The 13,576-nt window shown below is 66.9% G+C and carries 12 protein-coding genes; 8 read left to right on the forward strand and 4 right to left on the reverse strand.

What is annotated here, in order from left to right; translation table 11 throughout:
* The first annotated feature begins 3 nt into the window (after positions 1-3).
* From J2739_RS00255 to J2739_RS00290, 8 genes are all read left to right on the forward strand, one after another.
* Positions 4-321 (forward strand): FitA-like ribbon-helix-helix domain-containing protein, encoded by a 318-nt coding sequence (locus J2739_RS00255; protein WP_309897693.1) that lies wholly within the window; start codon positions 4-6, stop codon positions 319-321.
* Complete coding sequence (locus J2739_RS00260) at positions 318-761, forward strand: type II toxin-antitoxin system VapC family toxin (RefSeq protein ID WP_309897694.1); 444 nt, start codon at positions 318-320, stop codon at positions 759-761. The genes J2739_RS00255 and J2739_RS00260 overlap by 4 nt, the downstream gene beginning before the upstream one ends.
* An 86-nt stretch (positions 762-847) precedes the next feature.
* Positions 848-2,044 carry a beta-ketoacyl-[acyl-carrier-protein] synthase family protein gene (locus J2739_RS00265; protein ID WP_309897695.1) on the forward strand — a complete coding sequence of 399 codons (1,197 nt, stop codon included), beginning with the start codon at positions 848-850 and terminating at the stop codon, positions 2,042-2,044.
* Entirely contained in the window at positions 2,041-2,841 is an 801-nt protein-coding gene (locus J2739_RS00270) for a beta-ketoacyl synthase chain length factor (RefSeq protein WP_309897696.1), read from the forward strand. The genes J2739_RS00265 and J2739_RS00270 overlap by 4 nt, the downstream gene beginning before the upstream one ends.
* Before the next feature lie 7 nt (positions 2,842-2,848).
* Positions 2,849-4,477 carry an NAD(P)/FAD-dependent oxidoreductase gene (locus J2739_RS00275; RefSeq protein ID WP_309897697.1) on the forward strand — a complete coding sequence of 543 codons (1,629 nt, stop codon included), beginning with the start codon at positions 2,849-2,851 and terminating at the stop codon, positions 4,475-4,477.
* Between the two features lie 146 nt (positions 4,478-4,623).
* A complete protein-coding gene (locus tag J2739_RS00280) occupies positions 4,624-5,340 on the forward strand; it encodes a response regulator (RefSeq protein WP_309897698.1) in 717 nt (238 codons plus the stop codon).
* 7 nt (positions 5,341-5,347) lie between these two features.
* Positions 5,348-6,532 (forward strand): ATP-binding protein, encoded by a 1,185-nt coding sequence (locus tag J2739_RS00285; protein WP_309897699.1) that lies wholly within the window; start codon positions 5,348-5,350, stop codon positions 6,530-6,532.
* Positions 6,533-6,631: 99 nt separating this feature from the next.
* Positions 6,632-7,909, forward strand: coding sequence for an O-antigen ligase family protein (locus J2739_RS00290; protein ID WP_309897700.1), 1,278 nt, complete (start codon positions 6,632-6,634; stop codon positions 7,907-7,909).
* 61 nt (positions 7,910-7,970) lie between these two features.
* Here J2739_RS00290 and J2739_RS00295 read toward each other — a convergent pair whose 3' ends face one another.
* The 4 genes from J2739_RS00295 to J2739_RS00310 form a co-directional block, all read right to left on the reverse strand.
* Positions 7,971-10,502 (reverse strand): hypothetical protein, encoded by a 2,532-nt coding sequence (locus tag J2739_RS00295; RefSeq protein ID WP_309897701.1) that lies wholly within the window; start codon positions 10,500-10,502, stop codon positions 7,971-7,973.
* 34 nt (positions 10,503-10,536) lie between these two features.
* On the reverse strand, positions 10,537-12,282 hold the full coding sequence (locus tag J2739_RS00300; protein ID WP_309897702.1) for a hypothetical protein: 1,746 nt from the start codon (positions 12,280-12,282) through the stop codon (positions 10,537-10,539).
* A gap of 126 nt (positions 12,283-12,408) precedes the next feature.
* Entirely contained in the window at positions 12,409-12,618 is a 210-nt protein-coding gene (locus tag J2739_RS00305) for a zinc-finger domain-containing protein (protein WP_309897703.1), read from the reverse strand.
* An 8-nt stretch (positions 12,619-12,626) separates the two neighbouring features.
* Positions 12,627-13,565: a branched-chain amino acid transaminase gene (locus J2739_RS00310; RefSeq protein WP_309897704.1), complete on the reverse strand. Its 939-nt coding sequence runs from the start codon at positions 13,563-13,565 to the stop codon at positions 12,627-12,629.
* Between the last annotated feature and the right edge of the window lie 11 nt (positions 13,566-13,576).

Consider the following 13,576-nt stretch of genomic DNA (forward strand, 5'->3'; position numbering starts at 1 on the left):
GACATGGCAAGTCTCTCGGTCAAGGACGTTCCCGACGAATGGGCAGAGCGGCTGCGGCAGCGCGCGGCGCGCAACCACCGGTCGCTTCAGGGGGAACTGATGGCCATCATCGAGCAGGCTGTCCAAGAGGCCGAGCAAGTCCTCGCGCCCTTGCCACGGCCCACCGTCGTCGGCGTCGGCTGGGGCGGTCGCCCGATCTTTCGTCGCGGCAGCAAGACCATTGAGCAGATCGCAGCCGAACATCGGGCGCGGTTCCCGGAACCCATCCGCGGCGTCCCCGAGGCGGTGGACATCATTCGCGCCGAGCGCGACGCCCGATGAGCGCCCCGGCTCCGGCCTTTTACGTCGCCGAGCCACCGGCAGCCTTCAAGGTGCGCCCGCCCATCGTGGTGGATTGCAGTGCGCTCAGCGCCATCCTCTTCGATGAGCCGGCCCGCGACGAAGCCCTGGCGCGGCTGGTTGGCCGCAGCCTGCACGCCCCGGGCCTGCTGGAACATGAACTCGTGAGCGTCGCGCTCAAGAAGGCCCGCAAGGACGGCCAGGCCGATGCGCTAAGGCAGGCGCTGCATGACTTCGCAGCCCACGACATCGAGCTTCATCCCGTCGACCTGATCGCCCAATTCGAACTGGCAAGACGCTACGAGCTCAGCGCCTACGACGCCGCCTACCTCTGGCTCGCCGCCGAGCTCAGGGCACCGCTCGCCACCTTCGACCGTCGTCTCGCCGAGGCGACCCAGGCGCACCTGGGCACCTTGTCCTGACAGGGCCGTAGGACATTCACGCCCCCGCGAAGGGCGGAGTAGCTGGTAGGCTGTGGCGTTCTTCACGCTCCGCATCACCGCCTACCGTGCCGCCCTCCCGCATCCCTCCCCTCCAGATCAGCGCCTTCACCGCAACCTCCGCCGCCGGCGTCGGCAAGGAAACGCTCTTCAGCGCACTCGAGCAATCGAAGAGCGGCCTGCGCGCCAACGACTTCGGCGCCACGCCGCTGCCCACCTGGATCGGCCGCGTCGACGGCCTCGAAGACATCAGCCTGCCCGAGGATCTCGCGGGCTGGGACTGCCGCAACAACCGGCTGGCCTGGCTCGGGCTGCAGGCGGACGGCTTCATCGAAGCGGTGGCCACGGCGCGCAAGCGCTACGGCCCGGCACGCATCGCCCTGATCCTGGGCACCTCCACCTCGAGCATCGGCGAGACCGAGTTGGCGTATACCCAGCTGGACGCCGACGGCCGCTTCCCCGCGGAGCAGCGCCGGCCGCGCGTCCACACGCCGCATTCGCTCGCGATGTTCGTGCAGGAGGCACTGGGCCTCGAGGGGCCGGCCGAGACGATCTCCACCGCCTGTTCCTCCAGCGCCAAGGTGTTCGCTTCGGCCGAGCGGCTGATCCGGCTGGGCCTGGTCGACGCGGCCGTGGTGGGCGGTGTCGATACGCTGTGCGGCAGCGTGCTCTTCGGCTTCAATTCGCTGGAGCTGGTCTCGCCCGAACCCTGCCGCCCTTTCGATGCCGAGCGCAATGGCATCAGCCTGGGCGAGGCCGCGGGCTTCGCGCTGCTGGAGCGCGGCCCCGGCCGGCTCCAGCTGCTGGGCTACGGCGAGGCGAGCGACGCTCACCACATGTCCACGCCCCACCCGGAAGGCCTGGGCGCCGAGCGCGCGCTCGACGACGCGTTGGCGCGCGCCGGCCTGGCGGCCGAGGCCATCGACTACATCAACATGCATGGCACGGCCAGCGCCAAGAACGACGAGGTGGAGGGGGCGCTGGTGGCGCGCCGCTTTCCGCCGGGCACCCATGCGAGCTCGACCAAGGGCTTCACCGGCCACACGCTGGGCGCGGCCGGCATCGTCGAGGCGGTGATCAGCCTGCTCGCGATCGAGCGCGGGCTGATGCCGGGCACCGTCAACACCACCGTGCCCGATCCCGGCTGCGGCCCGCAGATCCGGCTCCAGCCCGCGCACGGCGAGGTGCGCTACGCGCTTTCCAACTCCTTCGGCTTCGGCGGCAACAACTGCGCGCTGGTGTTCGGCCGGGGAGCTGGCGCATGACGACCACGCTCTTCATCGAAGGCCCGGCCTTCTGGGCTTCCACCCTGCCAGGCTGGCACAACGCCCGCGCGGTCTTCCGCGGCGAGGCGGCGCCAGCCGATCCGCCGGCCAGGCGCCCCTCGCCGCAGATGCTGGCGCCTGCCGAGCGGCGGCGCGCGCCCGACACGGTCGCGCTGGCGCTGGAGGTCGCGGCCGCCGCGGTCGAGGCCTCGGGCCGCGCCGCGAAAGACCTGCCCTGCGTGTTCGCCTCGGCGCATGGCGACCTGGGGATCAACGATTACATGTGCGCCACGCTGGCGAGCGACCCCAAGCTGCTGTCGCCGATCAAGTTCCACAACTCGGTGCACAACGCCGCGGTCGGCTACTGGACCATCGGCACCGGCTGCACGGCTGCGAGCAATTCGCTGGCGGCCTACGACCACAGCTTCGCCGCCGGCCTGCTGGAGGCCGCGACGCAATGCGCGGTCGACCGGCAGGCCGTGCTGCTGGCCGGCTTCGACATCCCGTCGGTCGGCGCCCTGGGCTCGGTGATCGACAGCCGCGAGCTGCTGGCCGTGGCCCTGGTGGTCGCGCCCGCGCGCACCGAGCGCACGGTGGCGGCCCTGACGTGGTCGCTGGCCGCCGGCAAGCCGGCGCCGCAACGTCCGCTGTCGGATGCGGGGGCGGCGCTGAAGGCCAACGCGATGGCCGATGCGCTGCCCTTCTTCGAGGCGCTGGCGCGCGCCGAGCCGGAATCGCTGGACCTGCCGCTCGGGGAGCGCCTGTCGCTGCGGCTGCGGCTGGAGCCGCAGGGCTGACCCGGCCATGCACGCGACGCCCTCCCACCACGATGTCGTCATCATGGGCGGAGGGCTCGGAGGACTCACGCTCGCGCTGCAGCTCAAGCGGCGCTTTCCCGAGATCGATGTGCTGGTGCTGGAGCGGCGCGACCATCCGGTGCCGCATGCCGCGCACAAAGTGGGGGAGTCGTCGGTGGAGATCGGCGCCCACTACTTCGACACGGTGCTGGGCCTGAAGACCCACATGCACGGCGCGCAGTTGCGCAAGTTCGGCTTTCGCTTCTTCTTCAGCGAGGGCCGGCGCGACATCGACCAGGTGACCGAGATCGGCGCCAGCCGCTACCTGTCGGTGCCCAGTTACCAGATCGACCGCGGCATTTTCGAGAACTACCTCGCCGAAGAAGCGACGCGGGCCGGCGTGCGCTTCATCGATGGCGCGCTGGTGCGCCGCATCGCCCTGGCCGAGGATGCCCGCACGCCGCACCGGGTCGAATGGACACGGGAGGGCGAAACGCACGCCGTCCATGCCCGCTGGCTGGTCGACGCCTGCGGCCGCGCCGGCCTGCTCAAGCGCAAGCTGGGGCTGGCGCAGCCCAACGCGCATGTCTGCAACGCGGTCTGGTTCCGCGTTGGCGCACGCATCACCATCGACCATTGGTCCGACAGCGAGGCGTGGCGTGCGCGCTGCGAGCCGCAGGCGAGATGGCTGTCGACCAACCACCTCGTCGGCACCGGCTACTGGGTCTGGCTGATCCCGCTGGCCTCGGGCTCGCACTCGGTGGGCATCGTGGCCGACCCGCGGCAGCATCCGCTCGAGTCCATGGACAGCTTCGACAAGGCGATGGCGTGGCTGCGCACCTGGCAGCCGCGCCTCTTCGACGAGCTCGACGGCAAGCGCCACCTGCTGCAGGACTTCGCCTTCTTCCGCGACTTCTCCTACGGCTGCAAGCAGGTGTTCTCGGGCCAGCGCTGGGCGCTGACCGGCGAGGCGGGGCTCTTTCTCGATCCCTTCTACTCGCCGGGCAGCGATTTCATCGCGATGAGCAACACCTACATCACCGACCTCATCGGGCACGACCGCGCCGGCCGTTCGGTGGAAGCGCGTGCCAGGCTCTACGACCAGATCTACCACTCCTTCTACGAGAGCACGCTCGCGCTCTACACCGATCAGTACGCGCTGTTCGGCGACCCGGAGGTGCTGCCGGTCAAGGTGATCTGGGACTACACGTACTACTGGGGCGTGCTCTCGCAGATCTTCTTCCAGCAGCGCCTGACCGACCTCGCGCTGCTCGGCAGCCTTCGCGAGGAGCTGCAGCACTGCCAGCGCCTGAACTTCGCGATGCAGGATTTCCTGCGTGCCTGGTCGAAGAAGAGCGCCAAGCGCAACCCGGCCGTGATGCTGGACCAGGCTGCCCTGCCCTGGTTCGCCGATCTCAACCGAAGCCTTGGCGACCCGCTGGACGACGCCGCTTTCCAGGCGCGCATGCGCGCCTCGGCCGAGCAGCTGCATGCGCTCGCCGGCGAGATCCTGCAGCGCGCCGGCGGCGAACGCCTGGGCCCGGACAGCCAGGCCCTGCGCGCTGCCCTGGCGGAGCGCAGCGGCCCCGCGCCGCCCGCCCGTGGCGCGGCGCCCATGCTGTTCGCCCAGGCATGACCATGGATACGGCCGGCTGCGTCGTTTACGCCAACTTTACGGAGCGTTCAAGCCTGGTTGTCGCCCTCCGGCGACGCTAGGCTCCAGCATTCCCCGGCTTCCGGCCGGGCCGAGCAAACCGGCGGCAGCGCCGGCCGAGGACACCGATGAGCACACCCCAACTCCTGATGATCGAAGACGATGCGCGCCTGGCCCAGATGGTGGGCGAGTACCTCACGCAGTCGGGCTTCGGCTTTCACCACGCGCTCGACGGGGCCAGCGGCCTCGAGATGCTGCAGCAGCGCTCGCCCGACCTCGTGATCCTCGACCTGATGCTGCCGGACACCGACGGCCTCGAGGTGTGCCGCCGCATCCGCGCCATGCCCAGCAACGCGTTGGCCAAGGTGTCGGTGCTGATGCTCACCGCCAAGGGCGACCCGATGGACCGCATCATCGGCCTGGAGATCGGCGCCGACGACTACCTGCCGAAGCCTTTCGAGCCGCGCGAGCTGCTGGCGCGCATCCGTGCCGTGCTGCGGCGGCGCGGTGAAGGCGGCAGCGATGCGGCGCCCGCCGCCGTGATGCGCTTCGGCACGCTCGAGATCGACCGCAACGCGCGCACCGTGACGGTCGGCGGCATGGCCGCGGACCTCACCTCCTACCAGTTCGACCTGCTGGTCGCGATGGCCGAGCGCGCCGGCCGCGTGCTCACGCGAGACCAGATCATGGAGGCCGTGCGCGGCCGCGAGCTGGAGGCCTTCGATCGCTCGATCGACGTGCACATGGGCCGCATCCGCGCCGCCATCGAGGTCGACGCCAAGAACCCCAAGCGCATCCTGACGGTGCGCGGGGTCGGCTACGTCTTCGCCAAGCAGCAGGACTAGGGGCGCCATGCTGCTCAACCTGTACCGCCGCCATCTCTACGTCCGCATCTGGCTGGCGGTGGTGGGCGGCGTCGTCATCCTCACCCTGTGCGCCAACTGGATCGTGCGCGAAGCGGCGGAGAACGAACGCGAGCGGCTGTCGGGCGTGCCGCGCGAGGTGGTGGTGCTCGACGCCCAGGATCGCGCCATCGGCTCGGGCAGCGCCGTGCGCGTGCCCGGGCAGGGGCTGGAGTTCGACGTGACGCTCGAGGACGGGCGCGCGATGTCGCTGCGCGTCGCTCCGCGGCCCCATCCAACGGGCACGAGCGGCGTCGCGGCCTGGCGCACGCCCTTCGGCCTGGGCTGGATGGTGGCGCTGGTCGGCATGGCCGTGGCGCTGGGCGTCTACCCGATCGTGCGGCGGCTCACCAAGCGCCTGGAGGCGCTGCAGCGCGGCGTGCAGCGCTGGGGCGAAGGCGACCTGTCGGCGCGCGTCGCCGAGGATGGCCAGGACGAGGTGGCCGACCTCTCCAACCGCTTCAATGCCGCCGCGGCCCGCATCGAGGAGCTGGTGCGTTCGCACAAGTCGCTGCTGGCCAATGCCTCGCACGAGCTGCGCTCGCCGCTCGCGCGCATCCGCATGGGGCTGGAGCTGATGGGCGATCGGCCGAGTCCGACCGCGCGCGACGAGATCGCCCGCAACATCGCCGAGCTGGACCAGCTGATCGACGAAATCCTGCTGGCCAGCCGGCTGGATGCCAAGGAAGCCGACATGGGCACCGTCGAGACGGTGGACCTCACCGGCCTGGCCGCCGAGGAGTGCGCGCGTGTCGACGCCGAGCTCGAGGTGGCCGAGGACGCCAGCAGCGACGCGCTGACGGTGCGCGGCGTGCCGCGTCTCCTGCGGCGCGCGATCCGCAACCTGCTCGAGAACGCGCGCCGCTATGGCGCGGGCGAGATCAGCGTGGAGCTCGGCAGCCGACGCGGCGCGGCGGAGATCCGGGTCAACGACCGCGGCCCCGGTGTGCCGGCTGCGCTGCGCGATCGCATTTTCGAACCCTTCTATCGCCTGCCGGGCGCGAGCGAGCGCAACGGCGGCGTCGGCCTCGGGCTGGCGCTGGTGAAGTCGATCACCGAGCGCCACGGCGGCAGCGTGCGCTGCGAAGACCGGCCGGGCGGCGGCGCCAGCTTCGTCATCGCGCTTCCGAACTAGAAGACGCCGGGCGCCGTCCCGGCCAGCTCGTGTCGATGGGGCTGCGGGTGCGGTGGTAGTCAGGCAGCGCCGCAGTCGCGGCACCTAGAATCCGCCCCCATGCAGAGATCGCAACTCGTCCGCCCCGCAGCCATGTTCTGGGGGCTGACAGTGTTCATGCCGGTGGGCGTTCCCTATCTCGCCGCGATCCTGATGCTCCTCGCCCTGTTCGTGGCCGGGGACTGGCGCGATCGGGCACGGCGGCTTCGCGCCAATCCCATGTGGTGGCCGATCATGGCCTACGTGGCCTGGACCCTCGTGGTGCTGGCGCTGCGGCCCTGGTATCCGGAGACGCCGTCGAACCTGGCGCATGGCCTGCGCATTGCCGCCACGCTGCTGATGGCGCTGGCCCTCACGCGCGACGAGGCGATCTGGGCGCTGCGCGGCTTCCTGCTGATGGCGCTCTTCAACATCGTCCTGATCGCCATGTTCTGGACCGCGATCGCCCTGAAGATCTACTTCCCGGTGCTCGAGCCCTGGCGCGGCGTCATCTTCCTGGTGGGCAACAAGTCCATCAGCAACGCGCTGCTCTTCACCATCCTGGGCGCCACCGCGGCCGTGTTCGGCCTGCAGGCGCTCTCGGAGCACCGGCCGCTGCGCGCGCTGAGCGCTTTCGCGGTGACGCTGGCGGTGATCGTGATCATCACCTTCAGCCTGCCCTCGCGCACCTCCCTGCTGGCGCTGCTGCTGGTGATCCCGGCGGCCTGCGTGCACCAGTGGCGCGGGCGTCTCAAGGTGCTCGCGCTGGCCCTGGCAGCGGTCGGCGCGATCGTCGTGGTGGGCCTGTGGAACTCGCCGGCGGTGCAGCAGAAGTTCGAGCTGGGCGTGCAGGAGCTCGAACAGGCGCAGACCGGCGCCGTCTCGGAGGGCAGCTGGGTCGTGCGCTATTACATGTACCGCGACACGGGCCGCATGATCCTCGATCGGCCCTGGATGGGCTGGGGCATCGGCGGCTGGACCGCGCAGTGGCACTTGCGCGGCCCCAAGCTGCTGGCCGACTACAACATGCCGCACAACGACTTCCTGTGGATGGGCTCCCAGGCCGGCATCCCGGGCGCGCTGTGCCTGCTGGCGATGATGCTGACAGGCGTCTGGATCGGTTGGCGGCGTGACGACCTGTATGGCCGCTATGCCTTCGTCGCCCAGCTGATCGCCCTGATCGCGACCAATGCCAACTCGGCGTTGCGCGATGCGCAGATCGGGCTCAGCCTGTTGTGGGTGTCGACGATCTACCTGCGGCTCGCGCAGGAGCAGGGCGATGCGTGGCGCGGATTGCTGCCGCGCCGCGGGGCGCCCCCGGCGCTCGCTGGCGATGTGCGTTCGCCTGGGCAAGCTTGAGGCGATTCACGCAGCGCGGCAAGCTCGTGCCGCGCGCTTGAAGCGAGCGCCCCAGCGCAGCTCATTTCGACAACTTTCCCTTGTCGGACCTATACGGCGCCAGGAAGCTCACCACCTCGAGCCGCTCGCTCTGCTCCAGACGTTTGAACTTGCACGTCCTGAACGCAAGACCAAGTTGCTTCAAGGTGTCGGCGATGCCGCCATCCTGATGACCGGGCCCGGAGCTCACAAGGAGACAAGCCCACAAGCACATTCGCTCCTGCGCACGTTCACTGGGCGACAGCACTCTCAGCAACTCTGCAATCGCCTTCTGCGTGAGCGCGCTGCCTGCCTTCATGTACTTCGTCGCCGCGCGGAGATCATTGCCTGTCACGATCGTGGATTCGCAAAGCAATGCAATGAGCTCGGTCGCCCGCTGGTCGTTTCCGTCAACGTAGGCGCTACTGGCGCACTTGACAACGAGGCAAACGACGAGCGCCCTGTATTTCGGGTCTGTCGGGTATCTTTCGAGCAACGACTTGATCCAGTTGCCAGATGCACCGCTCAGGACGTACGCGACGATGTCGTCCATGTCGCCGTCCCGAACGTCGCCGCCTCCTTGATCGAGCGCGTTCTTGAGAATGTCCGCCGTCAGGTCGAAAGTCTGCGGCGGCATCTTCAACGGCAAAATTCGAGGCTTGGGGCCTGACCCATCGTCACGCCACAGGAGCTGAACCTTCCACGACGCCTCCTTGAATCCTGTCGGGGCCAGAGACGCCAGCACCTCGCTGGTGCTTGTACTTCGGAAGAGCGCCATCAGCCCTCGCTTCACGTCTTCGTGCAACCGTAGCTGTGACTGGAACGCCTGGTCTGCGCCACAGCGGCCAATCATGTGGGCCAGGACCTGGGTCGCATGATCCAACTTTGCAAAGGGAATCGCCAAGGACCCCTCTCGCCAGGGCAGTTGCAACGGATATCTCTGCGTGGATGCAGGCAGCCGCGAACGATCCTCCAGGAGCCAGGGAAGATGTTGGGCGAATGAATAGGACGCGGCGGCGGAAAAATGCCGAGCGAAATTCTTGTGGAGACGGTCCAGCAGCCAACCCAGGGCGTCACCGTGCACGTCGCCATTCTTCAGACCGTGGGAAAGAACGATGAACGCACAACTGAAGAACAGGTCCGCCCGGTTCTCACGCCGGATGCAGTTGATGGCCTCCACGGCGTTTCCGTATCGCAGCTCCCGATCGCGCGCGCCGCGCAAGATCTGGTGGAACTGGTAACGGATGTAGCGCACGCCGGTCCTCCAGATGAGCCCGCCTTCCTGCGGATACTTGGCGCTGCGCACTCGCTCCAGGTTGGCGTCGGGCTGATAACGAGCCACCAATGCCTCGGGATCGGGATTCAGCCGCCGCCTGACCTCATCGGTGGGCGCCGCAATCATCGAAGCGCGCCACGGGTCTGTCATGTGCGGGTCGCCGAGCGTACTCAGGATGTCGCAAAGCGTGGCCTCCGCCCATGAAGGACAGCGCGCCATCCATACCGCAATGCGTTGCGGATCGCGCGCCTGCTTCATCTCGGACGTCAATCCCGATTGAAAATGGGCAAGCAACGATTCCCGGTCCGCTTCGTCGACGATTCGCGCCGTCAGCACGTCGAACGTGGGCGGATACCTGGTCAACAGGGTCCATTGGTCTTGCGGTGCCATGCACAAGAACACAAGACAGGCCAGGGACGGCGCGTGGCTGGCCAGGTTGACGATGACGCTCTGGAGCCATTGAACATCCCCTGTCAAGAACGGCCGACCGTCCGCTACGGTGAGTCTGACCCCCGGTTCCCGCGCATGCACCATCAACACCGGCGTGCGCAGAAGCACACGCAGGACATCCTCTTCGTGCCGCATACCCAGCGCAGCCAGGAACTCGAACGCGAAGCCCAAGCGGCCCAGGACATTACCCGCGCGCGTGCCCTGCAGGTGAAGCACGCCTCCCGAGATCCACGGTTCACCCTGCACTCCCTTGACCCTTTGCAGGGCCGACAGGAAATCCTTGTTCTCCCATGTGCTCGACAATCGCATGAAGGCGCCGCCTTCTTCTTCCACGACCTGGGATGCCAGGAGCCTGTACCGCTCAAACAGGCCCCTGACCTTGGGACCGTTCTGCGTCAGATACTTGAACTCGCGCCCCTTGTGCATCAATTCGAGGTAGCGCACGGTCTCCGCCACACGATCACTTTGATCCGATTGCACCGAACGTTCAAGGAAATAGGCCCATAGATACATCCGTTCCCGCCCGCGCTGATCAGGGGACAACGCTTTCTCCAGCGGCTTGATGGCTTCCAGCGTGATCGCTGCAATCGCTGCAACTGCCGTCATGGACGACGCAGCCCTCTCGAGATCGTCGTCAAACAAGAACGGGCTTTTGCAAAGCATCGCGATGAACTCCGTCGCGCGCGTTCTGTCTTCAGCAATGTAGGCGTCACTCGCACACCTGGCGGCAAGGCAAGCGACCAAGCCTCTGAATTTTGGGCGTGCGGTAAATATGGGATTCAATCGCAGCAGCGAATGGAGCCAGTCGGAAGACTTGTCCTTCAAGACGTAGGAAACGATGTCATCCATGTCCTGGTCCTGGAGTCCGTCCCCGTCCTCTTGATCAAGCGCAGCATTGAGAATGGCTGCCGTCTCGATCGCAGAGCCATTCGTCACGCCACAGGAGCTGCACCTTCCAAGATGCCTTCTTGAAACCGTCTTTCTGGCCGGTCGGGGCCAGCCACACGAACAGATCCTGGCCGGCCAACGCTGCCAGCTCGTCCTTCACTTCTTTCGTCAACCGGAGCCCGGACTGAAATTCCAGAGTTGCATGACACCAGCCGATCATGCGGCACACGATGTTCCAAACCTGCACAAAGTCTGTAAACGCAACCGTCTCGTCTCTCGAGCGCCCACCCAATGGCAGTTCTTTGGTGCACGGAGAAGCTACCAGGTGGGCGAGCGCAGAGGAGGCTATGACGGAAAAATCAAGGGCAAACCCGTTGAAAAGCCGGCTGAGAAGCCACTCAAGGGGCTCGCTCTCCACCCTTGTAGTCTTCAACGCAGTGGCGATGGAAGAGAGCGCGCAATGAAAGAAGAACTGCGTCACCTGGCCCTTTTCCTGATATCTCTTCAGAGCCTGCTTGTATCGACTCTCTCGGTCTTTGGCGGATTTGGCGGAGCCTTGCAAGATCTGCTTGAAATGGTTGCAGATGTACTGCGTATCCTCATTCGAAGGCTTTATGAGTTCGACTTCCAGAGATTGCTGCCGGCCCGGGTCATCGATGCGCGCTCCCGGCGTCGACGAAAAAGATTCCGCCCATTGCGCCAGGGTTTGGCTCAGCGCAGGGTGGTCTTCCTGCCATCCCTTCTTTGTGGATTCCTCGCCGTGTGTCGACCAGATGTCATGGAGCGAAGCTTCCGCCCATGGAGGGCAGCGCGCCATCCAGACGGCAATGTATCGAGCACCGCGCGAGCCCTTCATTTCAGACGCCAACTCACGTTGGAAGTAAGCCTGCAACGCTTCTTGGTCTTCCTTGTTCTCGACGCGCGCCACCAGCGCATCGAAGACAGAGGGATGGTGGGACAACAGTGTCCATTTCGCCCGGCGGTCCAGCAGATCCAAGAAGACGCGGCAGGCGAGCGAAGGGAAATGACAGGCCAGGTCGCCGATCAGGCTTTGCAGCCATCGAGCATCCCCTTTCAAGCACGCGCCATGCTCGTCGAGGGTGAATTTCACGGGCTGCTTCGCCCCGTCCACCATCAACGCTGGCGTGTCTCGGAGAACATCCAGGGCCTTCACATCGAGGACTCGGAGCACCCGCAACGCCACGGCCAGTTTGGTCAGGACGTGCCCTGCCCGAGGCCCCGGCAGGTGAAGCGCTCCAGCAGAGATCCAGGCCCCCTGTCCGCCCTTCACTCGGTCGATCACGGACAGGAGGGCCTCGTTGTCTCTCCACCCCCCGGGCAAGCGCATGAAGGCGCCGCCCGCCTCTGTCACGACGTCGAGCGCGCCTCCATCCTGCTCGAAGATGACCCCTTGCTGCCCTTCGAGGGGCCGCAGGGAGTTCAGGGGCGGCTGCGACGGGAGTGGCCGCTCGGTCGAGAGCGGTCGCCGAGTGACGGGGGTCGGTTGACTGGACGAGCGATGCATGGGATTCCCTGATTGGCTGGATCGGCGCAGCTTCGCGTCCGCCTTTCCGTTGTTCTTGTTCGCGTACGAGGACGCGGAGCCTAACCCAACTTTCGTCGTGGCGGTGCTCCTGCGAACTTGCGAATTCTTGTGGTGGCGGCGGCGTCCGTGATCCGCCGCGGTGCCCATGCTTGCGCGCGCCATCAGGCGCCGCCGATCGCGCAGAGCAGTCAGCATCGCTTCGGCCGAGGCGATGCAAAGACCGGACTCAGCCCATGATGGATTTCAACGGTCTACCTGCGGCTCGGGCCCGCGCAGGCAGATGGCACGGCGCAGACCGCGACGCTTGGGCGCGGGGCGCCCTCAGTGTCGATGCGCCACGGCCTCGCCGGCCTTGAGCCGGTACACCGTGCCGCAATACGGGCACTTGGCCTCGCCGGTGCGCGCCACGTCCAGGTAGACCTTGGGGTGTGCGCTCCACAGCTTCATATCGGCCTTGGGATTGGGGCAGAACACGCCGCCCTGGTGGTTCAGGTCCTGGCCCGACAGTTCGATCACGGCTTTGGCGCTCATGGGTTTTCTCAGACCTTCGTGAGCCAGTGGGCGTACTTGGGATTGCGGCCGTTCACGATGTCGAAGAAGGCGCTCTGGATCTTCTCGGTGACGGGACCGCGCGAACCCTGGCCGATTTCGACGCGGTCGAGTTCGCGGATGGGCGTGACTTCGGCCGCGGTGCCGGTGAAGAAGGCCTCCTCGGCGATGTAGACCTCGTCGCGCGTGATGCGCTTCTGCACCACCTCGATGCCGAGGTCCTTGCAGATGTGGAGGATGGTGTTGCGCGTGATGCCGTTCAGCGCACCGGCCGACAGGTCGGGCGTGTAGACCACGCCGCCCTTGACCACGAAGATGTTCTCGCCCGCGCCTTCGCTCACGAAGCCGGACGCATCCAGCAGGAGCGCCTCGTCGTAGCCGTCGTCCAGCGCCTCCATGTTGGCGAGGATCGAGTTGCTGTAGTTGCTCACCGCCTTGGCCTGCGTCATCGTGATGTTGACGTGGTGGCGCGTGTAGCTGGAGGTCTTGACGCGGATGCCGCGCTTCATGCCCTCGTCACCCAGGTAGGCACCCCAGGCCCAGGCCGCGACCATCGCGTGGATGCGGTTGCCCTTGGGGCTCACGCCCAGCTTCTCGGAGCCGATCCACACCAGCGGGCGCAGGTAGCAGCTCTCCAGCTTGTTGGCGCGCACCACCTGCTTCTGCGCCTCGTTGAGCTGCTCGGGCGTGAACGGAATCTTCATGCGCAGGATCTTGGCGCTGTTGAACAGGCGCTCGGTGTGCTCGGCCAGGCGGAAGATCGCAGTGCCGTCGACCGTCTTGTAGGCCCGCACCCCTTCGAAGGCGCCGCAGCCATAGTGCAGCGTGTGGCTCAGCACGTGGATCTTGGCGTCGCGCCAGTCCACGAGATCACCGTCCATCCAGATCTTTCCGTCACGATCGTCCAATGCGGGGGGCAGCGCGCTCATTGCTTGGGTCC

The sequence above is a fragment of the Variovorax soli genome (genome assembly GCF_031454625.1).
In the GTDB taxonomy this organism is placed as follows: domain Bacteria; phylum Pseudomonadota; class Gammaproteobacteria; order Burkholderiales; family Burkholderiaceae_C; genus Variovorax; species Variovorax soli_A.

Bases quoted from the DNA above. Each gene is read 5' to 3' on its own strand.
- J2739_RS00255 (WP_309897693.1), top strand. From the start codon at position 4: ATGGCAAGTCTCTCGGTCAAGGACGTTCCCGACGAATGGGCAGAGCGG.
- J2739_RS00260 (WP_309897694.1), top strand. From the start codon at position 318: ATGAGCGCCCCGGCTCCGGCCTTTTACGTCGCCGAGCCACCGGCAGCC.
- J2739_RS00270 (WP_309897696.1), top strand. From the start codon at position 2,041: ATGACGACCACGCTCTTCATCGAAGGCCCGGCCTTCTGGGCTTCCACC.
- J2739_RS00275 (WP_309897697.1), top strand. From the start codon at position 2,849: ATGCACGCGACGCCCTCCCACCACGATGTCGTCATCATGGGCGGAGGG.
- J2739_RS00280 (WP_309897698.1), top strand. From the start codon at position 4,624: ATGAGCACACCCCAACTCCTGATGATCGAAGACGATGCGCGCCTGGCC.
- J2739_RS00285 (WP_309897699.1), top strand. From the start codon at position 5,348: ATGCTGCTCAACCTGTACCGCCGCCATCTCTACGTCCGCATCTGGCTG.
- J2739_RS00290 (WP_309897700.1), top strand. From the start codon at position 6,632: ATGCAGAGATCGCAACTCGTCCGCCCCGCAGCCATGTTCTGGGGGCTG.
- J2739_RS00295 (WP_309897701.1), bottom strand. From the start codon at position 10,502: ATGGATGACATCGTTTCCTACGTCTTGAAGGACAAGTCTTCCGACTGG.
- J2739_RS00300 (WP_309897702.1), bottom strand. From the start codon at position 12,282: ATGCTGACTGCTCTGCGCGATCGGCGGCGCCTGATGGCGCGCGCAAGC.
- J2739_RS00305 (WP_309897703.1), bottom strand. From the start codon at position 12,618: ATGAGCGCCAAAGCCGTGATCGAACTGTCGGGCCAGGACCTGAACCAC.
- J2739_RS00310 (WP_309897704.1), bottom strand. From the start codon at position 13,565: ATGAGCGCGCTGCCCCCCGCATTGGACGATCGTGACGGAAAGATCTGG.